Consider the following 24,620-nt stretch of genomic DNA (forward strand, 5'->3'; position numbering starts at 1 on the left):
CTCGACCGAGGGCCGGTACGCCGCCACCGGGGGCGGGGGCGGTTCGGGCGGGGGCGGCGGCCGAACCCTGCACGTCGCGCCGGAGCGGGACCTGGGCTGGCGATCGGGTCGGGACCGCCGAACCTCCCCCGGCGGTACCGGATCCACGACGGCGTGAAGACGTCCGCACCGACGGGTGACGGTCGCGCCACCGCCCCCGCGGGGCCCCTACCTTCGGTCAGGACCCGCCGGGCCCGGCGGGCTCCGGGGAGGACACGCCGCCATGACCGCGACACCGACAGCCCGCCGCACGGTCGGCGCCGCCACCTCACGGGGCCCGAACCGGCCGCGCAACGCCGACGCCCACGCCCACCACGTCCACCACGGCGTGCTCGCCGCCGCGGTCGTCGACGGCACCGGCTCCGGGCGCGAGGTGGTCGAGTTCGCCGCGGTGGCGGCCACCACCGCGGCCCGGGTCGCCGCCCGGCGGACGCCGGTGCTCGGCCTCGTCGCCGCCGCCGAGGCGTGGACCGAGCCGCTCTCCGACGCACCCGGGCCCGACGGCGCGGTGGTGGTCGCGTCGGTCCGCCCCGGCGGCCACTGGCGCATCGCCTGGGCCGGCGACAGCGCCGCCTACGGCCTCAAGGACGACGGCGCGCTGCGCCGCTTCACCTCGCCCCACACGGTCGGCGAGGAGCTGCGCCGCGCCGGCGCGGCGGAGGCCGAGGCCGCCGCCCACGACCACCAGCTCCTGCACAGCCTCGCCCGCGTCCCGGTCGGCGGCGTCGAGGGCGTCGAGGCGATCGCCCGCCTGCTGGTGCTGGCCTCCGACGGCCTGAAGCTGCCGCCCGGGGACTTCGCCGCCCTGCTCGCCGGGCACGGGCACGACCCCGGGCACTGCGCCGAACTGCTCGTCGAGGCCGCCCGCGAGCACGGCAGCCGCGACGACGTCACCGTGCTGGTCCTGCCCTACCCCGGAACCGGAGCGGTGCCCGAGCCCGAATCCGAGGAGAGGAGGTGACCATGTCCCCCGACGAGCCGCGGAAGCCGGACGACGACGACCCGCGCAACCCCCCGCCCGACGAGAGCCCGACCGGGAGCCTGCCCCGGATCCCGGGGTAGCCGGTCCGGCGGTGCCGGGACGAGCGGTGGGGCCGCGGGACGGCTCCCGAGGCCCCGCCGCACCCGGCCCCGGCACTAGGGTGGGGCGGTGGACCGGGTTTGGCAGGCACGCGAGACGACGACGAAGGTCGACCTGAAGAAGCAGCTCGACTGCTACCGGGCGCGGCACGGTGAGTTCCGCGTGGTCGAGGTGCCACCGTTGAGGTACCTCGCGGTCGACGGCCGCGGCGACCCGAACACCGGCCAGGACTACGCCGACGCGCTGGCCGCGCTCTACCCGGTCGCCTACCGGCTCAAGTTCGCGAGCAAGCGGGAGCTCGGCCGGGACTACGTCGTCATGCCGCTGGAGGGCCTCTGGTGGGCCGACGACCCGGAGGCGTTCACGTCGCGGCGCGACAAGAGCCGCTGGAGCTGGACGCTGATGATCGTGGTGCCCGACTGGACCACGCGGGACGGGGTCGACGCGGCGGTGGCGGAGGTCGCGGCCGGCGGGCGGTCCGCCGCCCTGGCCGGGCTCGAACTCCGGTCGCTCGACGAGGGCACCTGCGTCCAGACCCTGCACCTCGGCCCCTACGACGACGAGGCCGACGTCCTGCACCGGATGCACCACCGGTTCATCCCCGAGCACGGCTTGCGCCCGACCGGCAGGCACCACGAGGTCTACCTGAGCGATCCCCGCCGGGTCGCGCCCGAGAAGCTGCGCACGATCCTCCGGCAGCCCGTCGCCACCGCCTGACCGGGCCCCACCCACCCCGGCCCACGGGAACGGCCCCCGGCGGAAACCGCCGGGGGCCGTCGTCACACCGGGACGGGAGGGGTCAGGCCGGGGTTCAGCCCGAGACCTTGCCCACGCCCGCGCCGGACTGCACGGTCGACTTCACGCCGCTCGCCGCGTCCAGCGAGTAGGAGTAGGGGATCGACTTGACGCTGCCGCCCTGGTCGCCCGAACCCGAGTTCACGAAGTGGTTGTTGCGCGCCACCAGGTTGGCCGGGTCGGAGCTGCCCTCGCCGCGGTGGAACGGGTCCTCGGTGTTCTCGAAGTAGTTGCCCTCGACGAGGACGCCGGCCTCCTCCGTCGAGGCGACACCGTAGGAGGTCACCCCGCCGTAGTAGTTGTTGTAGACGTGCACGGGGTTGCCGAAGCGGACCCGCGGGTGGCGCTGGCCGGTGCCGTCGAACCAGTTGTTGTGGTAGGTGACCCGCAGCTTGCCGCGGTCCTCGCCACCGTTGTCGTCGCTGTGGCCCAGCAGCATGGACTTGTCGTGGCTGCTGATCTTGTTCCACGAGATCGTCACGCAGTCGGACGCGCGCTTGACGTCGATCGCGCCGTCGTAGCCGTTGGACAGGCTGTTGTGGTCGATCCAGACGCGCGTCGAGTACTGGACGTTGATCGCGTCGTCCTTCCAGTTCCTGAAGTTCAGGTTCCGGATGATGACGTTGTTCGCCTCGGACACGTTGAGGCCGTGGCCCGAGATCGTGGCGCCCGAGCCGACGCCGATGATCGTCTTGTTGGACGCCACCTTCGTCATGCTGGACAGCGTGATCGTGCCGGAGACGCGGATGATCGAGGTGGTGGTGGACTTGGCCGCGTTGATGAACGCGGTCGCGTCGCTGCCGACGTTGACCGTCGTGCCACCGCTACCTCCGGTGGTGCCGCCGCACTGCGTGGCCCAACCCTGGAGGTTGAACGACGCGGCGTTGGCCGAGGGTGCCACCACGACTGCGGTGGCGACCAGGGCCGTGGCCGCGAGCAGCGCACGGGATGTCTTGCGGGACATGCGGTTTCCTCCATACGACTGTGGATGGAAAAGGAACCGGCGGCGGTACTCCTGGCGGCGGTGGTCCTGGCGGCGGTCGCGGGTGTTACACCGTGATCACCACCTCTCGACGGTGTGCTTGCGGATGTGCTCGACGTCGAACTCGTCCCCCAGTCCGGGAGAGGTCGACGGGGAGACGAAACCCTCGTCGTCGAGCGGGTCGGCGAGCGCGAGCCGGTGGGGCGGCACGCGGTCGAAGTCGTGGAGCGGGTGCAGCAGGCCGCGCTCGTACCAGCGGCCGTTGTCGGTGCCGCCCAGCACGGCCAGGCTGGCGGCGCCGTCGCCGTGGACCTCGCAGTCCATGTTGAACGCCTCGGCCAGGTGCAGGGCCTTGAGCGTCGGCGAGATGCCGCCCACGTCGGTGGGCCCGGCGCGGAGGATGTCGCACGCCCCGGAGGTCACCCACTCGGCGCGGCTCAGGTGCTTGCCCCACGCCACCTCGGGCCCGATGACCGGGATGGACAGCTGCTCGGACAGCCACCGGTAGGAGCTGATCGACGCCTCCTCCATCGGCTCCTCGAACCAGTAGTAGTCCAGCTGCTCCAGGGCGCGGCCCAGCTCCAGCGCCTCGGTGCGCGAGTACCAGTGGTTGGCGTCGAGCATGAGCGCCACGCCCGGACCCACCGCCTCGCGCACGGCCTCGCAGGCGGCGATGTCGGCCCGCACGTTCGGCGCGCCGGGCACCGGCGGCATCCAGGTGTGCAGCTTGATCGCCCGGTACCCGCGCGCCACCAGCTGCTCGGCGAACCCGGCGTAGTCGCCGGGGGTCGACAGGCCGCCGGGGATCTCGTCACCGCACATGGTGCTGGCGTAGGCGGGGATGCGGGAGCGGGCGCCGCCGATGAGCTTCCACACCGGCAGCTCGACCCGCTTGCCCACCAGGTCCCACAGCGCGGTGTCGACGTAGCCCAGCGCCCGGTCGGTGAACCGGCCGTGCGAGCCGCGCTGCTTGCGGGCCATCCTGCGCCACAGCAGCTCGCGGTCCCAGGGGTCGGCCCCGATCAGCACGGGCTTGACGATCGACTCCAGCACGGCGGGCCGCAGCTGGTCGGGGTGCGCCTGCACGCGGCCCACCACGCCGTCGGAGTCGGTGATCTCCAGCACGGCCTCGCGGATCTCGTGCTCGGCGCTCGGGTGCCGGTGCCCGTGCGGGTCCACCGCGGTCCACGCGGTGGTCGTGAACACCGACACCTCGACGCGCTCGATCATTTGCGGTCCTCCCACTCCTTCTGCGCCTCGGTGAGCTTGGTCGCCATGTCGTCGAGGAACTGCTGGGCGCTCAGCTCGCCGAGGAGCACCCTCTGGTACTGGGGCTCGCTGTCGGTCTTGGTGATCGAGGAGTACTGCGGCAGGTAGACCGGCGCGGGCACGAGGATGGTGGCGGGGTCCTCCAGGACGCCGAGCGCCATCTTCACGTGGGCGGCCTCGTCGATCCAGGCCGCGCCGCGCACGTCGGTGTTGGCCGGGATCTGGCCGACCTTCTCGTTCCAGTAGCTGTTGGACTCGGCGGAGGTCAGGAACTCGGCGAACTTCCACGCCGCGTCCTGGTTCTCGCTGTTCTTGAACACCGCGAAGCCGTCGGTCGGGTTGGGCACGACGGTCCGCTTGCCGCCGGGGCCGACCGGCAGCGGGATCGCGGCGACCTTGTCGCCGAGCGCCTTGGTCACGTCGCTGTAGGAGCCCAGGTTGTGGTGCATCATCGCGACCGAGCCGCCGGTGAACTGGGCGATCATCTGGGTGAAGCTGTTGTTCACGTCGGCCTCGGGCGTGGCCTTCTTGTAGAGCTTCGCGACCTTGTCGACCAGCTCGGCGTTCGCGCCGTCGCCCAGGGTGCTCCGGCCGTCCTCGAAGAACTCGTCCACGCCGGAGTACGCGTACGCCTCGGTGATCAGCTGGAACACCGAGCCGGCGCCGCCGCGGATGGTGTAGCCGTACCTGTTCGCGCCGGTGTCGGTGAGCTCCGTGGCCGCGGTGACGAACTCGTCCCAGGTCTTCGGCGGCTCGATGCCGGCGTCCTGGAACCAGTCGGTGCGGTACCAGATGATGTCCATGTTGGCCGAGGACGGGACGATGTAGAGCTTGCCGTCCGGCGCGGTCTGGCGGACCGTCTCCACCAGCGAGGGCAGCAGCTTCTCCTTCAGCGACCCGCCGTTGATGCGGTCGTCGAGGGGGACCAGCGCCTCCTGGCCGACCAGGTGCGCGAGGTACGAGGTGGTCACGCCGCCCACATCGGGCGTCTCGCCGCCGGCGATGGCGGTGTCGTACTTCTGCTGCACCGACGCGCTGGGGATGCCGACGTACTCGACCTTGATGGTCGGGTTCGCGGCCTCGAAGCGCGTGATGAGCTCCTTGTAGATGGGCTCGCGGGCGGGTCCGCCGTTGTTGTCCCAGAAGGTGATGGTGACGTTCCCGTCGTTCCCCGCACCCCCCTCGGACGAGCAGGCGGACAGCGCCAGCGCGGCGGCGGCCACGGCGACCAGCAGTTTTCTCATGATGCTCCTATCCCTTCACAGCCCCGGCACTGAGCCCCTGCACCAGGAACCGCTGCACGACGGCGAAAACCAGGACCACCGGCACGGCCGCGACCACGCCACCGGCGGCGAGTGCTCCGAAATCGGTGTTGAACTCACCCAGCGTGTAGCTCAGGCCGACCGGCAGGGTGAACTTGTCCTGCCTCGTGGCGAACATCAGCGCGAACAGGAAGTTGTTCCAGGCGCCGATGAACGCGAACGACCCGACCGCCACCAGGGCGGGCTTGAGCTGCGGCAGGACGACCGCGAAGAACGCCCGCAGGCGCGAGCAGCCGTCGACCATCGCGGCTTCTTCCAGCTCCACGGAGATGTTGCGGATGAACCCGGCCATCAGGATCAGCGACAGCGGCAGCTGGAACGCCACCTCCGCGATCACCAGGCCGGTGATGCTGTTGAGCAGCCCGAGGCCCTTGAAGATCACGAACAGCGGGATCAGCATCATCGCGCCGGGGATGAACTGGCTGCACAGCATGGCCAGCAGGAAGACCCGCTGGCCGCGGAACCGGAACCGCGCCAGCGCGTACCCGCCCATCACCGACAGCACGGTCACGAACACGAGCACGCCCAGGCCCATGACCACGCTGTTGTAGAAGAAGACGCCGAACCCGATGTCGTTCCACACCGTGTCGAAGTGCTCGAACGAGATGGGCCACGGCACGAGCTGCGTCGAGCCGGCCGGCCGCACCGCGAACACCAGCATCCAGTAGAACGGGACGAGCGTGAACAGCAGGTAGAGCACGAGCGGCACGTGGATCATCCACGGCTTGCCCGGCTCCTCGGCCACCGCGCGGCGGCGGCGGCGCCGGGTCGGCGGCTGCGCGTGCGTGGTGTCGACGACCTCGCGCACCAGGGTGTCGGTCTTGCCCAGCGTCTCGGTCATGCCCGACTCCCGAACTTCGACACCCGCAGGTACACGATCGAGAAGAACAGCAGGATCAGGAACCCGGCCACGGTGAGCGCCGAGCCGTACCCGAAGTTGTGCGAGTCGACGGCCTGCCGCGCCACGTACAGCGGCAGGGTCGTGGTCTGGTTCGCCGGCCCGCCGCCGGTCAGGGTGTAGATGAGGTCCACGTTGTTGAACTCCCACACCGCGCGCAGCAGGGTGGACAGGATGATCGCGTCCTTGAGGTGCGGCAGGGTGACGCTGGTGAAGCGCCGCCACCGGCTCGCGCCGTCCACGGACGCCGCCTCGTAGAGGTCCTTGGGGATGCTCTGGAGGTCGGCGAGCAGCAGGATCGCGAAGAACGGCACGCCGCGCCACAGCTCGGTCACCACGAGGGCGTCGAAGACCGTGTCGGGGTTGCCCAGCACCGAGGTGCCCGGCGAGCCGATGCCCCACTCCGAGAGGACCTGGAAGATGCCGGTGGACGGGTTGAGCAGCAGGATCCAGATGCCCGTGGTGAGCACGCCCGAGACCGCCCACGGCGAGAACACCAGCGCCCGCGCCACGCCGCGCCCGACGAACGTCTCGTTGACGATCAGGGCGAGGACCAGGCCGAGGAGCAGCTGGAGCCCGACCTCGACGAGCACCCACTTGGCGCTGAACGCGAGGCTCTGCCAGAACAGCGGGTCGTCGAACAGCATCTGCTTGAAGTTGTCGAGACCCGCGAAGCCGTTCTTCCACGGCTGGGTCACGTTGTAGCGCTGGAGGCTGTAGTAGACGACGCTGGCGATGGGGTAGACCAGGAACACCGCCATCAGCAGCAGCGTCGGCGCGATGAGCGCGTAGGGCGCCCAGGTGCGTGTCCTCATGCGGGGATCCAGTCGCCGAGGTACGCGCGGACGGTGTGCTGCCGGGCCTGCTCGGCGGTGAGCTGGGGCCGGTCGGCGCCGGTGCCGGCGCCCGGACCGGAGTTGCGGTACTCGGCGAACCGGGCCCCGCGCCACGGGAAGCCGGACATGTCGGTCCACGGGGCGGCCTTGACCGCGGCGGGCAGCCTGGTGTCGCGGATGACGACGGAGCCGATCGCGTCGGGGTCGCCGCCGGGGTGCCACGGGCGGCCCAGGTAGTAGGAGCCGTCGGGGGCGTCGCTGGTGATGGTCGAGTTCACGACGAGGAAGCCGTGGGGGTTGTCGCGGCGGGTGCTCGCGGCGGTGACGTACCCGGCGGGCTCGCCGTCGCGGTGCAGCGCGTGAATCCTGACCTGGTCGAACACGGCGGTCGCGCGGCCGAAGACGAAGTCGACGTCGCCGACGATCTCGCCGCCCCGGTAGTACTGGCGGGCCCGGGTGTCGGCGGACCTGGTGTCGGCGTACAGGGTGTCCTGGTGGCCGAGGAAGCGGACGCGGTCGTAGTACTGCCGGTCGCCGGTGGCCTTGACCGCGACGGCCTGGGTGGCGGTGATCTCCGGGTGCGCCGCCCGGTCGAAGGAGTTGCTGAACGTCAGGTCGCGGGCGGTGAAGCCGTCGGCCTCGATGGTGGCCGTGGCCGAGCCCGTGGTGCCGTGGGTGGTGCCGTCGGGCTTCGGGGTGCCGCCGGCGTTGTCGTAGTCGATGACCACGTCGCGAGCGGTGCCGGTGGAGCCCTTGAGGGTGAGGTCCCGCTTGGTCGCGGGGACCCGGAGGACCTCGCGGTAGACGCCCTTGCCGAGGGTGATGGTGGTGCCGGCGGGCGCGGCGTCGACGGCGGCCTGCACGGTGTCGAAGTCGGTGCCCTTGGCGACGTGGTAGCGCTCGCGCTGGAGGGCGCCCGCCCTGAGGTTCTTGATCCGGTGGGTGGGCTCCAGGCCGCGGTTCAGCGTGGGCGTCCACCCGGCGTCGCCGGAGAGCCGCGCGGTCGGGTTGGCGGCGTTGAAGGCGGCCAGCACGTCGACCGGCCTGCCGTCGACCAGGGTGCCGGTCTCGGTGATGGCGGTGCCGCCCCAGTTGTAGATGAGGTCCTCGACGGAGCCGCCGCCGCCGAGCCTGACGTAGTTGTTCTCCACGTACAGGGCGGACTGCACGCCCACGCCCCAGGCGTAGACGAACGTCGGGCCGGGCTCGTAGAGGTTGTTGTAGACGTGCACCTGGCCGAAGCGCACGCGCGGCAGGCGTTCCTCCACGTTGCGGAAGACGTTGTGGTGCACGGAGACGCGCAGCTTGCCCGGGTCGGTGGTCGAGGTGTTCGACGAGCCGATGAGCATCGTCTTGCCGTGGTCCTCGAACAGGTTGTGCGACGCGGTGACCAGGTCGGTGCCGTTGGTCATGTCCAGCGAGCCGTCGTGCTGCTGGAACGGGCGGCCGAAGTAGCTCGGCGCGGCGCTGTCCGGGTGGGGCTGGTCGGTGAAGGTGTTGTGGTCGACCCACACGTTCGTGGCGCGCTGGAGGGACACCGCGTCGTAGGCGGAGTTCCAGTTGCCCTCGGCGCCGTCGGTCGGGTCCCACTGCGGGAAGCAGTCGCGGGTGTCGCGGAAGGTGAGGTTGCGGACGATCACGTTGCTCGCGCTGTGGATGCGCAGGCTCGCGCCCGTGATGCCCGCGCCGCGCCCATCTCCGACGATCGTGGTGTCGCTCCCCACCGGGAAGCCGATCGCCGCCAGTTGCCGCTGCGCGGACGCGGCGCGGGCATCTTCCAGCGGGCCGCTGGGTTCGCTGTCGCGTCCCCAGACGGCCGGGTCGTAGGCCGCCAGGTAGGCGGGCAGGGTGTATCCGTCGACCGCGTAAGAGGCGCAGTCCTGGCGCACGTCGATGACGCCCCGGACCTTGATCAGGCGCGGTGCGGGCGCCACCAGCGCGGCCCGCAATTCCGCGGCCGTGCGCACGACGTGCTCCGTTGTCGCTTTCGACCCACCGGTGGTCCCGGTACCGCTCGACGCCCAGCCGTTCCCGGGCTCCAGGACCTGTCTGCCCAGGTCGGGACCTGCTTGCGCGGCTGCGGGCACCAGCGCGCCGAGGGCGCAGGCGAGCACTAGCGCAGAACTGATAATCCGCATGTCGAGGGGCCTTCCCCGGCGAGTTCGTTCATATCCGTGAACGCTATCCAGAAGTGCGAACAGAGTATTACGAAAGTGTTCGGCACACGTCAACGACGTAACCTGGTTCGATGTGCGTTCGACGGTCCGTTTCGACGATTCGTCGAATTCGAATCGAATTCGAGTGGTCGGGTGCGGGCGGGCGGGTCGGGCGGCGGTCGGGAACTCCGCGAGCCGGTAGGACCGGACAACAGGACTACCCGGAGCGGCGGGCGCGGGGCCGCCCCGTCCGCCGGTACCACCCGCGGGCTCCCCCGGTCCACGCCGCGCGGGACCGACCGGGACGTCACCTCGGTGGCCGCCCGGCGGTGACCTCCGGTCCGCGCCGCGCGGAGCCGACCGGCCCCACCCGGGGGCACCCCAATGGCCCCGTGCGCCCGGGTCCGGCCCGCCCCACACTGGGGAGTCCGGAGACCACCGCGTGCCGGGAGGCGCCCGTGACACCGTCGACCCCCGCCGCGCCGCCGGGACCCGGGGCACCGCCGGGCGTCCCCCGCCCGAGCGGGCCGCGGTGGTAGGCGGGGCCACGGCCGCGGTGGAGCGGCTGGTCGCCCGGGGGGCGGCCGCCGACGCCGCGGGCGCGGGCCGGTTGTTCGCCGACCGGGTGCGGTGGTGGGCGGTGCCCGTGCCGGGCGCGCCGTGGCCGGAGGCGGTGCGCTCGCCGCGCGAGGTCGAGGCGTTCTTCCTCGCCTTCCTCGGCGCGTTCGAGCTGACCGGCGTCACCACCGGGCGGCTGGTGGCCGCCGGGGCGGACGCCGTGCTGACCGGGCGGCTGCACGCGCGGGTGCACGTGAGCGGCGAATCCCGGTCCTTCGACTTCGCCCTGGCGGTATCCGTCCGGAACGACCTGATCAGCGACTTCCGGTGGTACGCCGACACGTTGGCGCTCGCCCGCGCGCTGGGGACCGCCGGTGTTCCGCCGGTATCACCGGATTGGCCGCACGGATCGGTGCCAGGATGACGATCGCGACCGATCGCCGAGGAGAGGTGCCGCCGTGCCGGACGAGCCCCGACCGATCAGCGACCTCCTGCCGGAGCTGCGCCGAGGGCGCGGGTTGACCCAGCACGACCTGGCGTCGCGGCTCCACGCGGCCTCCGGCAACGCCAGCGTCACCCGCGAGGAGGTGTCCCGATGGGAGCGCGGCAAGCGCATCCCCGGTCCGTACTGGCGGGCCTGGCTGGGTCGGGTGCTCGACACCCCGGCGCGCGAGCTGGAGCGGGCGGCGGCGGTGGCCCGGTGGACCCGCAGACGGCGGTGACGACCCGGGACGAGCTGCTCGCGGCGGCGGCCGAGGTGTTCGAGCGCGACGGGTACGTGCGGGCCACGGTGGACGACGTCTGCCTCCGCGCCGGGGTCACCAAAGGCGCGCTGTACGGCCACTTCAGCTCGAAGAAGGCGCTCGCGGTGGCGCTGGTGGAGGCGCACGCCCGGGAGTGGGCGCGGGCGCGCGAGCGGCTCCAGCGCGTGCACCGCAGCCCGTTGCAGGTGCTGGTGGACCTCGGGTACGCGGCGGACGACCCGGCGGTGCGGCGGCTGGTGTTCCGGTCGCCGGTGTCGGAGGAGGTGGCCGAGCGGCAGCTCGCGCGGTGGCGCTCCACCGCGCACGACCTGCTGCGGGGCGCGGCGGCGCGCGGCGAGCTGCGCGAGGACGGCGACCTGCCGGCGCTGGCGGAGGGGCTCGTGGCCGAGCTGGTGGGCGCGCACCTGGTGGGCATGGGGGTGGACGCGGCCGACGCGGTGACCCGGGGCCTGGTCCGGGTCTGGCGGTCCTGGCTGCCCGCCGTGGTGCGGCCGGAGGTGTGGGCGGGGTTGCGCGTCGAACCACCGCGTTGACCTCTCGTGCACGGGAAACTACTCTGTGTCACAGCACCGAAGCCGTGGAGGACCCGCGTGAACGATCCGGCCCGGGGAGCCCGCACCAGGGCCGCCCTGGTCGCCGCGAGCATCGAGCTGTTCGACCGCCACGGCTACGAGGCCACGTCGCTGGAGGCCGTCTGCCGGCACGTCTCGGTGACGAAGGGCGCGCTGTACCGGCACTTCCCGTCCAAGCAGGCGCTCGCGGTCGCCGTCGTCGAGGAGTACTTCCGCCGCTGGCACGACGTGCGCGCCGAGCTGGAGGGCGGCGGGGCCGGGCCGCTGCGCACGCTGGTCGCCCTGACCGAGCGGATGGGCCTGCTGGTGCGCGAGGACCGGACCGTGCGGGTCGGGGTGCGGCTGCTCTACACCAGTGAGCTGTTCGACCTGGTGGCCGGCGTGCACTTCGCCTGCCTCACGGCCGTGGTGCGCGACCTGCTGGACCGGGCCGCGGCGGCGGGCGAGGTCGTGGCGGACGCGGACGTGCGCGAGGAGGCGGAGGGCTTCACCGCGGCCGTGGTCGGGGCGCAGGTGGTCTCGGTGGTCACCGCGCGGGGCGGGCGGCCGGTCACGCCGTGGCGGCACAGGCTCAGCAGGCTGGCCACCCCGGCGGCGCTCGTCCCGGCGGCCCTCGTCCCGCCCGTGCCCCTGCCCGCGACACCCGCCGCCGGTCGGGCGGACCCGGCCGCGAGCGCCTGAGACCGCACCGTCCCCTCTGCACCGTCCTCTCAGCACTGTCGCCTTGCGACTGTGACCTGGAAGCACCTGCCCGCAAAGCTTCCCTGCCGGTTCAGCCGGCGAGCACCGGGTACTGCACGGTGACGTCCTGCGCCAGCGCGGCCTTCACGTGGCGCGAGACGTCGTCCGCCAGCACCTCGTGGGCGTCGGCCTCGATGCCGTCCAGGGCGAGGTCCGCGACGTGGCGCGGGTCGCTCTTGGGCGCGGTGACGTCCGAGGCCATGTCGGTGTCGACGTAGCCGACGTGCAGGCCGGTGACGCGGATGCCGCGCGTGCGCAGGTCCAGGCGCAGCGAGTTGGTCTGGGACCACAGGGCGGCCTTGGAGGCGCTGTAGGAGCCGCCGAGGGCCGCCCAGGACAGGGCGGAGGCGACGTTGAGCAGGTGGCCGCCGCCGTTGCGCTCGATCACCGGGACGAAGGCGCGGGTGACGTTGAGCGGGCCGTAGAAGTTGGTCTCGAACTCGCGGCGGACGTCCTCCACCGGGGAGTCGAGGAAGGACGCCTGGACGAGCCCGCCCGCGTTGTTGACCAGGACCGTCACGTCGTCGGCCTCGCGGGCGGCCGCCGCGACCGAGTCGGGGTCCGTCACCTCCAGGGTGAGCGGGACGGCGTCGGGGTGCGTGACCGTGCGCGGGTCGCGGGCGGTGGCGTAGACCTTCCGCGCGCCCCTGGCGTAGAGGGCCTCGACCAGGGCCTTGCCGATGCCGCGGTTGCCGCCGGTGACGAGCGCGGTCGCGCCGTTGAGGGTCGTCATGGTGTTCCTCCGAGTGTGGAAACCGATCTGTTTCCACCGATGTAAACAGATCGGTTTCCTCCGCGCAAGCGCCGGGGTAACCTGCCGGTGTGACGTCTCCACGCGACCGCCTGCTCGACACCGCGGGCGAGCTGTTCCACCGGGAGGGCGTCGGGATCGGCGTCGACGCCCTGTGCCGGGCGGCCGGCGTCTCGAAGCGGTCGATGTACCAGCTGTTCGAGAGCAAGGACGACCTGATCGCGGCCAGCCTGGACCGCCGCGGCCCGGCCTACGACGCCCTGCTGCTCCCGCCGGCGGGCGGCACCCCGCGCGACCGCGTCCTGCACGTCTTCCGGGCCCAGGACGCACTCACCGGGACGCCGGACTACCGCGGCTGCCCGCTGGTGGCCACGGCGGTGGAGCTGAAGGACCCCGGGCACCCGGCCAACGCCGTGGCGCGCCGGTTCAAGCAGGGCCTGACGGACTTCTTCGCGGTGGAGGCGCGTGCCGCCGGCGTCGCCGACCCGCACACCCTGGCCGCCCAGCTGACCGTGGTCTTCGACGGCGCCTCGGCCCGCGCGGTGGTCCGGGCCGAGCCGCTGGCCGGCCTGGGCGTCCGCACCGCGACGGCGCTGCTGGACGCGGCGGGGGTGCCCTGACCGCCGACGCGGTCGGGACACCCGGGCGGATCACGCCTGCTCGCGGTGCTCCGCTCGCCCCGCAGCCGGGCGGAACCGCCGGAGGAACCCGGCGAGGCGGCCCGGCGGAGTTGGGCGCTCGTCGACCGGAGGGGTCCCGGGAGGGGCCTGGCGCTCGTCGACCGGGGCGGTCCCCGCGAGGCGGCCCGGCGCAGCGGGGCGCTCGTCAGCCGGAGAGGTCCCGGGAGGGGCCTGGCGGGCGGTCCGGGCGGCGGACCCGCGCCACTCCCCCACCACGTGCTCCACGTCGAACGGCATCAGGTTCAGCGGCGGGCCGGACATCGGCTTGCGGATCGCGTCCTCGATCCGGGCGTTGATCCCCGCCAGGATTCGCCGCACCTCGGCCTCGGACGACGCCCGCCCGGCCACCTCCCGCGCCGCCGCGGCCTCCTTGCGCAGCAGCAGCGTGGGCGGCAGCGCGGTGCCCTCCTCGCGGCGCAGCTTGTCCTTCACCCACCACAGCTCGTCGTACGGTTCCCGCAGGCCGCCCAGCGGCTTGCCGGCACCCGGCAGGTCGTCGAACTCGCCGCGCTCCTGCGCCTCGCGGATCTGCCGCTCGATCCAGCCCTCGAAGCCCACACCGGCGGGTTTGCGCTCGGTCACGTCCACCACCCCACCTCCGAAGGTACCGAAGACGGGACCGGCGCTCAGCGCGCGAGCCGGGCCACCCTGTCCACCGGGTAGCGCTGCTCGGGCGTGCTCGTCGTGCGGGCGGCCGCGCTCGACCGCCTCGGTGATCAGCCCGATCCCCTCGACGATGAGCGCCTGGTCCCACCTCGCCCGGTCCTGCTCGGCCAGCGGCACCAGCGAGCCGTCGGGCCGGGTGCGGGCGGGGCGGCGGGCGTCGGTGAGCGGCATCAGCGCCAGCAGGCCGGCCACCTCGCCGTCGGCGGGCAGCCGGGCGTGCGGGAGCCGGGCCGGGCAGATTGCCTCGCCGGACAGCTCGGTGCGGTGCAGCGAGCCGCCCGCACTGCTGGTGCGGCCCTCGTTGAAGATCAGGTAGAGCACGTGCAGCACGGACCGCAGGCGGGACGCCCACTCGTCGGGCCCCGGCGGGGCGAAGCGCGCCCCGCGCAGCTTCTGCTCGGCCCGGCTGATCCGCTGCGCCGTGGTGGCCTCGGGCACCAGGAACGCGCGGGCGATCTCGGCGGTGGTCAGGCCGCCCACCGCGCGCAGGGTCAGCGCGATAGCCGAGGCGGGCGTGAGGTCCGGGTGGCCGCACAGGAACAGCACCACCGGCGTGTCGTCGTGGTCCACCACGTCGCCGGGCGGCGGTTCGCGGAAGACCGCCGGCTCGCGTCGGCGGCGGGCGGCCTCGCTGCGGACCAGGTCGGTCATCCTGCGCTCGGCGACCCTGGTCAGCCAGGCGCGCGGGTCGTCCGGCAGGCCGTCGACCGGCCAGTGCCGCGCGGCGGACAGCAGCGCCTCCCGCACCGCGTCCTCGGCCAGGGCGAAGTCGCCGCGGCGACGCGCGAACGCGCCGAGGACCCCCGGCGCGCACTCGCGCGGCAGGTCCTCGACGACCCGGCTCACAGGTCGGGCGCCGCGGGGGCCGACATCAGCTCGCGCACCTCGATCGGCCGGCCGAGCGGCACGCCGTTCGGGCCGGGCGCGGCGAACGCCTTCGCGGCGATCTCGAGCGCGCGCTCCGGCGTGGTTTCGACCGGCCAGCAGTCCGCCGACAGCTCCTTGGACTCCGGGAACGGGCCGTATGTCGGACTCTTCGGTGCGGTTCGCGCCCATCTTGGCGCTCACCCCCACTGACGAAGCCGGTGGCGGCTTCTCTACACGCCCGATCGTGAGCTGGGTCATCTCACGGAGGGTGGTGGTGCGCGGGGTCGCCGGCGTGGTGCCACCATCCAGCAGGCCATCGAACTCGCCGCGCTCCCGCGCCTCACGGATCCACTGCCCGATCCAGCCCTTGGAGTCCACATCGGCGAGTTGTGCCCGATTACGGTCCCCCATCCCTGTTTCCGGGCTACTGACGAGCGACCTGCGATGCCTCGTCGGCGCGGGTCACCGAACCGTCCACGGCCTTCCGGCGGACCGTCGTACCCCTCTCCAAGAGTCCTCATCTCTCATTCTCGAGGGCGAGGACATACGGCCCGTCGGGCGTGTGACTACAGAAGCAACGGAGCCTCAGCCCAGAGATGGACGCCTGAACACCCGAAAAGGCAACAGCGACATGCGCAGCAATGCTCAAGCATGTCTGCGAACCGGACCGCGGTCAAGATCCGCAAGCTTTTTGAGCCGGAACTCCGAGCATCCTGAGGCGTCACAGGGACGCAGGTCACGGCACACCTGACATGGCCTCATCTCCTGCCGCCAAGGCGCCAACCGGTACTCTGTCGCGGTGTCAACCACCCCGCAAACCGACTTCGACTCCTCAGCCAGGCGCCACATGGACGACGCCGATCTGCTGCACGCCCATGCCCGACCCGCCAACGCAGACCATCTCGCAGGGCTGGCCGCCGAGTGCGCGCTCAAGGCGTTGATCGCCGGCTTCCTCGGGGGACATATCAATCCACAAGACCTGGTTGTGCACCCGAACGCCAACGGACCTATCAGGAAGCATGTCAACACCCTGTGGCCCGAGATGGTGACCATCGTGCAGAACAGGTCGGCGAGCGCGCTGATCCCCTTGCTCACCTCACAACCGTTCGCGGATTGGAAGGTCGATGATCGATATTGCGATGGAACACATCTGACCGCGACCACGGTATCGAACCACTTGTCCGCCGCTCGAGCAGTGATCAGCATTCTCGAACAGGCCCACCTTGATGGGATGCTAACGTGAAGATCCGCTTTGACGAAGCGTGGTCCGGCGCCCTAAAAATCGCCAACGACGTCGCCAGGGAATTTGATACCGACGTCATCCTCATGCGCGACCTGCTCGGCCGGTCATCAATAGTCGTAAATCTTCTCGACTCCGACCCGAGAATCCTGGAGCTGCGGAACCGTCTACAGGCCGCATGTGGGCCGTTCACCGGCCAGCAACCCGTCCTGCTGGTGGACACCCTTTTCGCGCCGGGCCAAGTCCTGAACTCACCGGACCGTCATCCCGTTCCGAGATTCATGGCGAATTCCGGACGCGTCAGCGTCGTCGAGCGCGGCACGGTTGGGGCCGATTGGCTCAGACCCGCCGAGGAACCCGCAGGCAAGCGGATAGCCCTGTACGGCTTCAAAGGCGGCGTCGGCCGCTCCACCGCCACCTTCATCCTAGCCCGCCACATGGCACGTCAAGGCCAGTCAGTGCTGGTGGTCGACCTCGACCTCGAGTCTCCCGGTGTCAGTTCGTTGCTCCGATCCGACCTCGAGTACGCCGAACACGGCATCGTGGACTACCTGGTCGAGTCGGCTGTTGAAAACCACGCCGACCTAGACCTTGTGACCAAGAGTGATTCCATCGGTGACTTGCACGGCAATGGCGAAGTATGGCTGGCCTCAGCAGGCGGCCGGCCACGCAGTGGCTACTCCTACCTGGACAAGCTCAATCGCGCCTACTTCGACCTGCCAGCCACACCCGACCGCGAAGCCGCCACTTTTGGTCGCAGGCTGGCCAATGCCATTGCAGCTTGCGAAGATCAAGTCGCCAAGCTGAGCAGGAAGCCTGACGTGGTGCTGCTCGACAGTCGTGCGGGCATCCATGACGTGGCTGCTGTGGCGATCACGCAACTGAGCAACCTCGCCCTGCTGTTCGCAACCGATAACCCGCAGACCTGGCAAGGATATCAGGCACTGTTCGACCAGTGGCGGACAAAACTGGACACCCCCACCACGGATCGTCTCAGGAACCGCATAAAAATGGTCGCCGCCATGATTCCTTCAAATAACGCAGAGGCATATCTGCACAGCTTTGCCGATAATGCCCAAGAATGCTTTGCCATGACACTCTATGACAACGAGGAGGGAGAGGTGGGATTGGATTCGTTCAACTTCGCACCCAATGACAAATCAGCCCCTCATTATCCGCTGACCATTCCGCACAGCCTGGACCTCGTCGGACTGGACCCAAGCCGTAACACCTCTTGGGCAGGTTCGGACCTGATCGAAGCAGCGTACCGAGAATTTGTCGAAGCAGTATCGGTAACGCTTGAAGAAGGTGCTTGAAATGTTGACGGCCATTGAATATCGAGAGTTGCTGGGCGCAGCACTGCCCGCAGTCGTCGATGCAGACACCATCGATCCGGATCCGCAAACCTTGTTCACCCCGTCAGGCCACCGCAACGCGCTGGATCCCGACACCACAGTCGTACGCGGCGGCCGCGGCGTTGGCAAAACAGTGTGGTTCAAAGCTCTCCAGGACGACTCCCTCCGAGAAATAGCAGCCAAATATTATCGCCTGGATCGATTGAACAGGGTAGATACCCTTGCGGGCTTCGGTGCGAAGCTGAGCAAGCAATACCCCAATCCCAGGAGACTTCAATCCCTGGTGGAGAAGTTTCAACCACTGGACATCTGGACAGCGGTGGCGCTGTATGGTTTCGGCGTCACAGAACTGACCACCATCGAGGACTGGCCAGAACGGGTACAATGGGTGGTGGCCAATCCCGGCAAGGTTGAAGACGTAATATTGGACGTCGATGAGCAGACAGGCCGGGATGATCGGATAAAACTGCTTCTTTTCGATGCAATGGACCGCCTGCACAGTGATCGCAGGATCGCCGACCAGCTTGCCAGGGGAATCTTTGAACTAGCCCTCAACCTGCGCACCAGCACTCGCAATCTTCGGGTCAAGTTGTTCATCCGGTACGACATGTTCGATACCGCAAGACTCGACTTTGCCGATGCGTCAAAACTTCTCGCAAATATCACGGACCTGCGCTGGACGGAAACAAGTCTCTACGCCCTGCTGTTCCACTACATGAGTGGCGCGGTTTCCGAACACAGTGAAAAATTCCGAACCGAGACCGGCTGGGCAGACCGCTTCAGCGGCGATGAAAACAAGCAACGAGAAGTCCTCGAACGCATCGCCAGCAAGTACATGGGAACGGACCACCGGAAAGGTTACACATACACCTGGTTGCCGAACCACCTCGCAGATGGGCGGCAGCAGGTAAGCCCACGAAGTTTTCTCAGTGCGCTGTGGCGTGCGACGCAAAGCACTCAGGAAGACTTTTCAGGACATGCCCATGCGCTGCACTGGGATGCGATCCGCCAGGGAGTACAGCACGCCTCACAGATCCGCGTGCTGGAAGTCAAAGAAGATACGCCGTGGGTATCCAACGCAATTGATCCACTGCGTGGCTCTCAAGTTCCCATCGAAAAGGATGAAGTGGTCAGGCGCTGGAGAGAAGCGGATCTGAGCACTGAGCTGTCCACACAAAGGTCAAGGACAAGCAAATTGTCCGAAGACGACTCAGAAAATCAAATCATGTTCGCCACCGGACCACTCAACACTGACTACGACGGACTCATAGTCGAACTGATCGATCTAGGTGTCATGACCATCAGAACCAACAAAAGACTGGATCTCCCGGACGTTTATCGCATTGCGTTCGACATCGGCCGCAAAGGCGGGGTGCCACGCGTCAGGCAGCAGTAGCAAGCCCGAGGTGCACGCTGCTCCCGTCTCTCCTGAATGGTGCAGGGGGTACCAGATTTGCGCCGGTACCCCCTGCACACACCGATCAGGCCGACGAGCAGGTCGGCACGGGGTTCCAGCCGGTCGCGTCGCCGGTGCCGTTGAACCCGGCGGTGACGGAGCCCGCGGGCGGGACGGACCCGTTCCACGCGGTGTTGGTCACCGTGACGGCGCGGCCGCTCTGGCTGAAGGTGCCGTTCCAGCCCTGGGCCACGGTCATGCCCGCGCCCAGGTCGAAGCGCACCGACCAGCCGCGGGCCGCCGACGTGCCCGAGTTGCGGAAGACGACCGTCGCCGAGAACCCGCCCGGCCACCGGTTGCCGATCCTGACCTCGGCCGCGCACGTCCCGCCCGGCGGCGTCGTGGTCGTGGTCGTCGTGGTCGTCGTGGTCGTCGTCGTGCTGGTGGAGGTGGAGGTGGACGTGGGCGTGGTGCCGTTGAGCGCGGACACCACGGCCGGGATCCACCGGTCGGCGATCTTGCGGTCACCGGCGGCGTTCGGGTGCACGCCGTCGTAGGTGTCGCTCCCGGTGGCGAACCCGGTCCACTGGTCGACCACGGTGATCGGCGACCGCGCGGTGGACTTGCCCGCCGCCCAGCCGGGGATCGCCGCGTTGAGGTCGACCACCCGCTGGGGGCACTCGGCGCAGGCGCTCGCCGCCATCGGGATGATCTTCGCGACGATGATCCTCATCGACGCGTTGTTGGCGCGCATCTGGTCCACCAGCTTGGAGTAGGCGGCCAGGACGGTCGCCGTGGACCTGTTGCTCCACACGTCGTTGGTGCCGAAGTGCATGAGCACCACGTCCGGGTCGGCGGTGTCGAGCCAGCCCACGAGCTGGTTCTGGTCGGCCACCGCCGTCACCAGCGCGCCGCCGTGGCCCTCGTTCTCGCCGTCGTAGGCGAAGCCGCAGCCGTCACCGGCGCGGGTGCCCACGAAGTCGATGTTCGTGTGCCCGGCCGCGCGCAGGTCCCGGTCCAGCAGCGCGCGCCAGCAGCCCGGCGACCCGGTGATCGAGTCGCCGAGCGGCATGATCCGCGTCGGGGCGGCGGCCTGGACGGACGCCTGCCCCGGCACGGTCACGAGGAGCCCCACCACCGTGGCGAGCGCCGCGAGCAGCGCCCCCACCGCGATCTTCCTCGACATCGTCATCCCCCCTAGGCCGTGGTGCAGCTGGAGCCGTTGAGGGTGAACGCCGTGGGCGCGGCGTTGGTGCCGTTCCACGAGCCGATGAAGCCGAAGCTGACCGAGCCGTTCACCGGGATGGTCCCGTTGTAGGCCACGTTGGTCGCGCTCAGCGCGCTGCCCGACTGGCTCGTGGTGGCGCCCCAGGACTGCGACACGGTCTGGCCGTTGGCCCAGGTCCAGCGCAGCGTCCAACCGCTGACCGCGGCGGTGCCGGTGTTGGCGATCTTCACGTCGCCCTGGAACCCGCCCTGCCACTGGCCGGCGAGCCGGTAGGTGACCGCGCAGCCCGCCGGGCCGCCGCCACCGCTCTGGGTGGTGACGTTGACCGAGGTCGAGCGGGTCGAGCGGTTGCCCGCCGCGTCGCGCGCGTACACCGCGAAGGTGTAGGTGGTGGCCGCGGACAGGCCCGTGACGGTCGTGCTGGTGGTGGCGGAGCTGCCCGCCGCCGTCTCGGTGGTGCCGCTGACCCGGACCACGTCGTAGCCGACCACGCCGACGTTGTCGGTGGCAGCGCCCCAGGTGAGCGTGGCGGAGCTGGAGGTCACGCCGGACGCGGACGGGGTGCCGGGCGCGCTGGGCGGGGTGGTGTCGGTCGGGTCGCCGCCACCGCCGTAGACGCTGGCCTCGCGGGAGGTGGCCTTGATGCCGTTGGCGCCGTTGACGGCCCGCTGGCCCCAGCTGGTCAGCTGGGAGGCGTTGAAGCCGGTCACCATGTCCAGGTACTCGACGCCGCCACCATTGCCGGACCACGACCAGGCCAGGTAGCCCAGCCTGAGCTGCTGGGTGGTGGCGAAGATGGTGTCCTCGTCGGGGTTGCCGTCGCTGTGGTCGAAGCCGAACTCGCCGACCACGATCGGCAGCTTCGCCGAGACGAACCGGTTGAGGTAGTCGTTGATCTCCGCCGCCGTGTCGAACACGCCGTACATGTGGATGGAGAACACGGTGTTCTTCCGCGGGTCGGCGCTGAACACCGACTGGGCATTGTCGCGCATGGTGAAGGCCCAGTCCTGGCCCCAGTTCGGCGCGTCGACCATGATCGTGTGCTCGAAGCCCGCCGAGCGCAGCGAGGTGATGGCGTCCTTGGTGGCCTGGGTCCACCCGGTGTAGCCGGTGTTGCCCCACGGCTCGTTGCCGATGTTGAGGATGACGTACTTCTCCTGGCCGGCCATGGCCGTCTGGACGCTCTTCCAGTACTCCACGGCGCGGGCCAGGCTGACCGCGCCGCTCTGCTCCTGGTAGCCGGTGGTGTCGTGCACCTCCAGCACGCAGATGAGCTTGTTGGCCTTGCACTGGGCGATGACGTTGCTGACGTCGGAGGCGTCGTTGCGGGTCCACCGGTCACCGCTGGAGAGGACGACGCGGACGGTGTTGGCGCCCGTGGCCTTGATGTCCTTCAGCGCCTGGGTGGTGCGGTCCAGGTACCAGGTGTGCGCGTGGTTGACGCCGCGCATCACGAAGTCGTTGCCGTTGGCGTCCAACAGGCGCCCGTTGTTGACGGTGAAGCCGGCGGCCGCTTGGGCCGGCACCACCGTCAGCAGTGAGAGGACCAAGGCGGCGACGGCTGCGCCGGCCAAGGCGAATCGCTTGCGCATGGGTGTACCTCGCGGAGTTGTCGACACTGACATTGCGAGCGCAGGGCAGCGCGCCCGCCCGACGGGCGGACACCCACACCAAAGCAATTAACCGCTTAAGTGTCAACGGGCAGTTTTGCGCAAAACGGCAGGTCAGCGGCCTTTTTGGGCAGGCAGCAGCGGAACTGGGAACGCTCCCAGACGCGGGCCTAAGTGTGCCCCGAACGGGCCTCCCGCGTCTAGGCCGGGATGACGGTCGGTGGGTGGCGGGCGGCGGAGGGCCCGCGCGGCTCCACCTGGTGCTCGACCGCGCCCGCGCCCAACCGCAGTGGGCGGCGGCGGGCGCGGAGGACCCGCGCGGGGCGGGCGCCGGGGGCGGCGGCGGTGCGGGTGTGGGAGCGGCGCGGCGGGGCGGGGAGGCGCGGGGCGAGGCGCCGCAGGGCAGGGCGGCGCGGGCGAGGTGGGGCAGGCCGAGGTGGGACTGCGCCGCGCGGGCGAGGCGGCGCGGGGCAGGGCACAGGCGAGGGGGGCAGGGCGAGGCAGGGCGGTCCGAAACGATCTGCGGCCGACCTGCGCGCAGCCGACCCGCGCGCCTTTGGCGGGAACCCCACACCCCGGGAACCCGCCCCCGAACCCGCCGCCCCGAAACCCTCAGCCGGCGGGCGCCTGCCCCGTGCTCGACCGGGGCACCAGCTCCGGGTCCGAGGTCTTCACCTGCTCCACCGGCCCGCCCCCGATGACGTCCAGCAGCAACCGCACCGCCGCCGCCCCGCGCTCCGCGATCGGCCGCCGCACCGCCGACAGCGCCGGCCGCACCAGGCGGCACAGCGCGGAGTCGTCCCAGGCGACCAGCGACAGCTGGTCCGGCACACCCAGCCCCAGCTCGTGCGCCACCCCCAGCGCGGACACGGCCATCACGTCGTTGTCGAACACCAGCGCGGTGGGCGGCGCGGCGCCGGTCAGCACCCGGCGGGTGACCCGGGCCGCGGCCTCGTCCGAGTAGTCGGCGTGCACCACCCGCGCCTCGCCCAGCCCGAGCCGGGCGGCGGCCGTGGTGAAGGCGCGCGACCTGGTCTGGGTGTGCACGAACCGGGTGGGCCCCGCGACCCGCACGATCCGCCGGTGCCCGAGCGCGACCAGGTACTCCAGCACCTCGTCCACGGCCGTCTCGTCGTCGGTCCACACGCACGGGACCTCCGGCTCCACCGGCTCCCCGAGCACCACGGCGGGCAGCCGCAGCTCCCGCACCAGCTCCACCCGCGGGTCGTTCTGCACCAGGTCGACCAGCAGCACGCCGTCGACCCGCCGCTCGCCCCACCACCGCCGGTAGGCCGCCAGCTCGGCCGCGGCGTTGTCGGTGACCTGGAGCAGCAGCGAGGTGGGCCCACCCGCGAGCGCGCCCTGGATGCCCGAGATGAGCTGCATGAAGTACGGCTCGACGCCGATCACCCTGGCCGGCCGGTCCACGACCAGGCCGATGGCGTTGGCGCGGCCGTCGCTGAGGGAGCGCGCCGCGCTGCTGGGCACCCAGCCGAGGCGGTCGGCGATGTCCATGATGCGGCGGCGGGTGGGTTCGGAGACGCCCGGCCGGTTGTTGAGCGCGTAGGACACCGCGCCGGTCGACACGCCGGCCGCCTTCGCGATGTCCGAGATGGTCGGACGCTTAGCTCCCACCGCGCCTCCTCGCTCCGTGATCATGAGTTTAGACCGCTGTTGAGACAGAGCCCCCCGGTAGGGTGATTAAGCGCTTAACTGATCTTGGGGAAAGGGGACCACCGTGCCCTGGTTCGACCTGTCCGAGCGGGAACTCGCGACCTACCGCACCGCCACCGCCGAACCGGAGGGCCTCGACGGCTGGTGGCGGGCCCGGCTGGAGGAGGCCGGGTCGGCCGCGCTGCCGCCGGTGCTGACCCCGTACGCCGCCGACGTCTACGGCCCGCTGCCGGTGTGGGACGTGGAGTTCTCCGGTTACGGCGGCGACCGGGTGCGCGGCTGGTACCTCCGGCCGGCCGGGTCCGGGGCGGCCGAGCTGCCGACCGTGGTGAGCTACATCGGCTACGGCGGCGGGCGCGGGCTGCCCTCGGAGCACGTGCTGCTGCCCGCCGCCGGCTACGCGGTGTTCGTGATGGACACCCGCGGCCAGGGCGGGCGCTGGACGCTGGGCGCCACGCCGGACTCCGGGTTCGCCGGCCCCGAGCACCCCGGCGTGATGACGCGGGGCATCGCCTCGCCCGAGACCTACTACGTGACGCGGCTGATGGTCGACGCCGCCCGCGCGGTGGAGGTGGCCGCCTCGCTGGACGGCGTGGACGCGACCAGGCTGGCCGTGTCCGGCGGCAGCCAGGGCGGCGGGCTGGCGTTGGCCGCGGCGGCGCTGAACGGCGACGCGGTCCGGGTGTGCCACGCGGACGTGCCGTTCCTGTGCGACTTCCAGCGGGCGGTCACCCTCACCGACGCCGAGCCGTACGCGGAGATCTCGAAGTTCCTGGCCCAGCACGTGGAGCTGATCCCGCGGGCCCTGGACACCCTGCGGTACGTGGACGGCGCGCTGCTGTCGCGCCGGATCACCGCCACGTCGCTGCTGAGCGTGGGCCTGATGGACGAGGTGTGCCCGCCGTCCACGGTGTACGCGGCGTACAACGAGATCACCGCGCCGAAGGAGATGGCGGTGTTCCCGTTCAGCGGGCACACCGTGCCCCGGGTGCACGACGAGCGGAGGCTGCGCCACCTGCGCGCGCACCTCTGACCGGGGGCGCGGGGGGACCTCCCGCGACCCGGTCACCGGCGGACCGCGAGGGGGCCACCGCCATAGCCCCCTCGCGGCCGCCTGGTCGGTGGACTCGGCAGCTCTCC

Annotated in this window: 22 protein-coding genes; 11 read left to right on the forward strand and 11 right to left on the reverse strand. The window is 70.8% G+C overall.

The genetic code is table 11. From position 1 onward, the window contains the following. Positions 1–262 precede the first annotated feature (262 nt). Both ACFP3R_RS11725 and ACFP3R_RS11730 read left to right on the forward strand, forming a co-directional pair. Complete coding sequence (locus tag ACFP3R_RS11725) at positions 263–1,000, forward strand: PP2C family protein-serine/threonine phosphatase (RefSeq protein ID WP_380635422.1); 738 nt, start codon at positions 263–265, stop codon at positions 998–1,000. A gap of 189 nt (positions 1,001–1,189) precedes the next feature. Further along, a complete protein-coding gene (locus ACFP3R_RS11730) occupies positions 1,190–1,837 on the forward strand; it encodes a GyrI-like domain-containing protein (RefSeq protein WP_380635425.1) in 648 nt (215 codons plus the stop codon). Positions 1,838–1,931: 94 nt separating this feature from the next. Here the strand turns inward: ACFP3R_RS11730 and ACFP3R_RS11735 are convergent, their stop codons facing one another. From ACFP3R_RS11735 to ACFP3R_RS11760, 6 genes are all read right to left on the reverse strand, one after another. Further along, positions 1,932–2,879, reverse strand: a complete 948-nt coding sequence (locus ACFP3R_RS11735) for a pectate lyase family protein (protein WP_380635427.1) — start codon at positions 2,877–2,879, stop codon at positions 1,932–1,934. 96 nt (positions 2,880–2,975) lie between these two features. Next, positions 2,976–4,127: an enolase C-terminal domain-like protein gene (locus ACFP3R_RS11740; protein WP_380635428.1), complete on the reverse strand. Its 1,152-nt coding sequence runs from the start codon at positions 4,125–4,127 to the stop codon at positions 2,976–2,978. Further along, positions 4,124–5,410, reverse strand: a complete 1,287-nt coding sequence (locus ACFP3R_RS11745) for an ABC transporter substrate-binding protein (protein WP_380635430.1) — start codon at positions 5,408–5,410, stop codon at positions 4,124–4,126. Before ACFP3R_RS11745 ends, ACFP3R_RS11740 begins: the two co-directional genes overlap by 4 nt. Before the next feature lie 7 nt (positions 5,411–5,417). Further along, entirely contained in the window at positions 5,418–6,329 is a 912-nt protein-coding gene (locus ACFP3R_RS11750) for a carbohydrate ABC transporter permease (protein WP_380635433.1), read from the reverse strand. Then, positions 6,326–7,201 (reverse strand): carbohydrate ABC transporter permease, encoded by an 876-nt coding sequence (locus ACFP3R_RS11755; protein ID WP_380635435.1) that lies wholly within the window; start codon positions 7,199–7,201, stop codon positions 6,326–6,328. The genes ACFP3R_RS11750 and ACFP3R_RS11755 overlap by 4 nt, the downstream gene beginning before the upstream one ends. Further along, positions 7,198–9,189 carry a pectinesterase family protein gene (locus ACFP3R_RS11760; RefSeq protein ID WP_380635437.1) on the reverse strand — a complete coding sequence of 664 codons (1,992 nt, stop codon included), beginning with the start codon at positions 9,187–9,189 and terminating at the stop codon, positions 7,198–7,200. The genes ACFP3R_RS11755 and ACFP3R_RS11760 overlap by 4 nt, the downstream gene beginning before the upstream one ends. A gap of 631 nt (positions 9,190–9,820) precedes the next feature. Between ACFP3R_RS11760 and ACFP3R_RS11765 the strand changes: the two genes are divergently transcribed. From ACFP3R_RS11765 to ACFP3R_RS11780, 4 genes are read left to right on the forward strand one after another with little or no spacing between them, the layout of a single operon-like run. After that, entirely contained in the window at positions 9,821–10,360 is a 540-nt protein-coding gene (locus ACFP3R_RS11765; protein ID WP_380635439.1) for a nuclear transport factor 2 family protein, read from the forward strand. A gap of 34 nt (positions 10,361–10,394) precedes the next feature. Further along, a complete protein-coding gene (locus ACFP3R_RS11770) occupies positions 10,395–10,658 on the forward strand; it encodes a helix-turn-helix domain-containing protein (RefSeq protein ID WP_344035596.1) in 264 nt (87 codons plus the stop codon). Then, a complete protein-coding gene (locus ACFP3R_RS11775) occupies positions 10,637–11,233 on the forward strand; it encodes a TetR family transcriptional regulator (protein WP_380635442.1) in 597 nt (198 codons plus the stop codon). The genes ACFP3R_RS11770 and ACFP3R_RS11775 overlap by 22 nt, the downstream gene beginning before the upstream one ends. Positions 11,234–11,290: 57 nt before the next feature. Continuing rightward, positions 11,291–11,953, forward strand: a complete 663-nt coding sequence (locus tag ACFP3R_RS11780; RefSeq protein ID WP_380635445.1) for a TetR family transcriptional regulator — start codon at positions 11,291–11,293, stop codon at positions 11,951–11,953. A 91-nt stretch (positions 11,954–12,044) separates the two neighbouring features. Here ACFP3R_RS11780 and ACFP3R_RS11785 read toward each other — a convergent pair whose 3' ends face one another. Further along, positions 12,045–12,746 (reverse strand): SDR family oxidoreductase, encoded by a 702-nt coding sequence (locus ACFP3R_RS11785; protein ID WP_380635447.1) that lies wholly within the window; start codon positions 12,744–12,746, stop codon positions 12,045–12,047. Positions 12,747–12,835: 89 nt separating this feature from the next. Here ACFP3R_RS11785 and ACFP3R_RS11790 point away from each other — a divergent pair, with 89 nt between their 5' ends. After that, the gene (locus ACFP3R_RS11790) at positions 12,836–13,384 is read left to right on the forward strand and encodes a TetR/AcrR family transcriptional regulator (protein WP_380635449.1); all 549 of its coding nucleotides are present in this window, start codon (positions 12,836–12,838) and stop codon (positions 13,382–13,384) included. 30 nt (positions 13,385–13,414) lie between these two features. Here ACFP3R_RS11790 and ACFP3R_RS11795 read toward each other — a convergent pair whose 3' ends face one another. Beyond that, on the reverse strand, positions 13,415–14,956 hold the full coding sequence (locus ACFP3R_RS11795; protein WP_380635451.1) for a DnaJ family domain-containing protein: 1,542 nt from the start codon (positions 14,954–14,956) through the stop codon (positions 13,415–13,417). Between the two features lie 820 nt (positions 14,957–15,776). Here ACFP3R_RS11795 and ACFP3R_RS11800 point away from each other — a divergent pair. Genes ACFP3R_RS11800 through ACFP3R_RS11810 form a run of 3 tightly spaced genes read left to right on the forward strand, consistent with a single transcriptional unit; the run spans position 15,777 to position 18,968 of the window. Continuing rightward, positions 15,777–16,220, forward strand: coding sequence for a hypothetical protein (locus tag ACFP3R_RS11800; protein WP_380635453.1), 444 nt, complete (start codon positions 15,777–15,779; stop codon positions 16,218–16,220). Next, positions 16,217–17,533, forward strand: coding sequence for a KGGVGR-motif variant AAA ATPase (locus ACFP3R_RS11805; RefSeq protein ID WP_380635455.1), 1,317 nt, complete (start codon positions 16,217–16,219; stop codon positions 17,531–17,533). Before ACFP3R_RS11800 ends, ACFP3R_RS11805 begins: the two co-directional genes overlap by 4 nt. Continuing rightward, positions 17,517–18,968: a hypothetical protein gene (locus ACFP3R_RS11810; protein WP_380635457.1), complete on the forward strand. Its 1,452-nt coding sequence runs from the start codon at positions 17,517–17,519 to the stop codon at positions 18,966–18,968. The genes ACFP3R_RS11805 and ACFP3R_RS11810 overlap by 17 nt, the downstream gene beginning before the upstream one ends. A gap of 85 nt (positions 18,969–19,053) precedes the next feature. Here the strand turns inward: ACFP3R_RS11810 and ACFP3R_RS11815 are convergent, their stop codons facing one another. The 3 genes from ACFP3R_RS11815 to ACFP3R_RS11825 form a co-directional block, all read right to left on the reverse strand. Next, on the reverse strand, positions 19,054–20,154 hold the full coding sequence (locus tag ACFP3R_RS11815) for a cellulose binding domain-containing protein (RefSeq protein WP_380635459.1): 1,101 nt from the start codon (positions 20,152–20,154) through the stop codon (positions 19,054–19,056). Between the two features lie 11 nt (positions 20,155–20,165). Next, on the reverse strand, positions 20,166–21,788 hold the full coding sequence (locus ACFP3R_RS11820; protein WP_380635460.1) for a cellulase family glycosylhydrolase: 1,623 nt from the start codon (positions 21,786–21,788) through the stop codon (positions 20,166–20,168). Between the two features lie 630 nt (positions 21,789–22,418). Then, a complete protein-coding gene (locus ACFP3R_RS11825; protein WP_380635463.1) occupies positions 22,419–23,441 on the reverse strand; it encodes a LacI family DNA-binding transcriptional regulator in 1,023 nt (340 codons plus the stop codon). Between the two features lie 103 nt (positions 23,442–23,544). Here ACFP3R_RS11825 and ACFP3R_RS11830 point away from each other — a divergent pair, with 103 nt between their 5' ends. Further along, complete coding sequence (locus ACFP3R_RS11830) at positions 23,545–24,513, forward strand: acetylxylan esterase (protein ID WP_380635465.1); 969 nt, start codon at positions 23,545–23,547, stop codon at positions 24,511–24,513. Positions 24,514–24,620 lie beyond the last annotated feature (107 nt).

The sequence above is a fragment of the Saccharothrix lopnurensis genome, assembly GCF_042658445.1.
Classification (GTDB): Bacteria; Actinomycetota; Actinomycetes; order Mycobacteriales; family Pseudonocardiaceae; genus Actinosynnema; species Actinosynnema lopnurensis.

Coding starts and splice junctions, on each gene's coding strand:
- ACFP3R_RS11725 (WP_380635422.1), top strand. CDS start 263: ATGACCGCGACACCGACAGCCCGCCGCACGGTCGGCGCCGCCACCTCA.
- ACFP3R_RS11735 (WP_380635427.1), bottom strand. CDS start 2,879: ATGTCCCGCAAGACATCCCGTGCGCTGCTCGCGGCCACGGCCCTGGTC.
- ACFP3R_RS11740 (WP_380635428.1), bottom strand. CDS start 4,127: ATGATCGAGCGCGTCGAGGTGTCGGTGTTCACGACCACCGCGTGGACC.
- ACFP3R_RS11745 (WP_380635430.1), bottom strand. CDS start 5,410: ATGAGAAAACTGCTGGTCGCCGTGGCCGCCGCCGCGCTGGCGCTGTCC.
- ACFP3R_RS11750 (WP_380635433.1), bottom strand. CDS start 6,329: ATGACCGAGACGCTGGGCAAGACCGACACCCTGGTGCGCGAGGTCGTC.
- ACFP3R_RS11755 (WP_380635435.1), bottom strand. CDS start 7,201: ATGAGGACACGCACCTGGGCGCCCTACGCGCTCATCGCGCCGACGCTG.
- ACFP3R_RS11785 (WP_380635447.1), bottom strand. CDS start 12,746: ATGACGACCCTCAACGGCGCGACCGCGCTCGTCACCGGCGGCAACCGC.
- ACFP3R_RS11815 (WP_380635459.1), bottom strand. CDS start 20,154: ATGTCGAGGAAGATCGCGGTGGGGGCGCTGCTCGCGGCGCTCGCCACG.
- ACFP3R_RS11820 (WP_380635460.1), bottom strand. CDS start 21,788: ATGCGCAAGCGATTCGCCTTGGCCGGCGCAGCCGTCGCCGCCTTGGTC.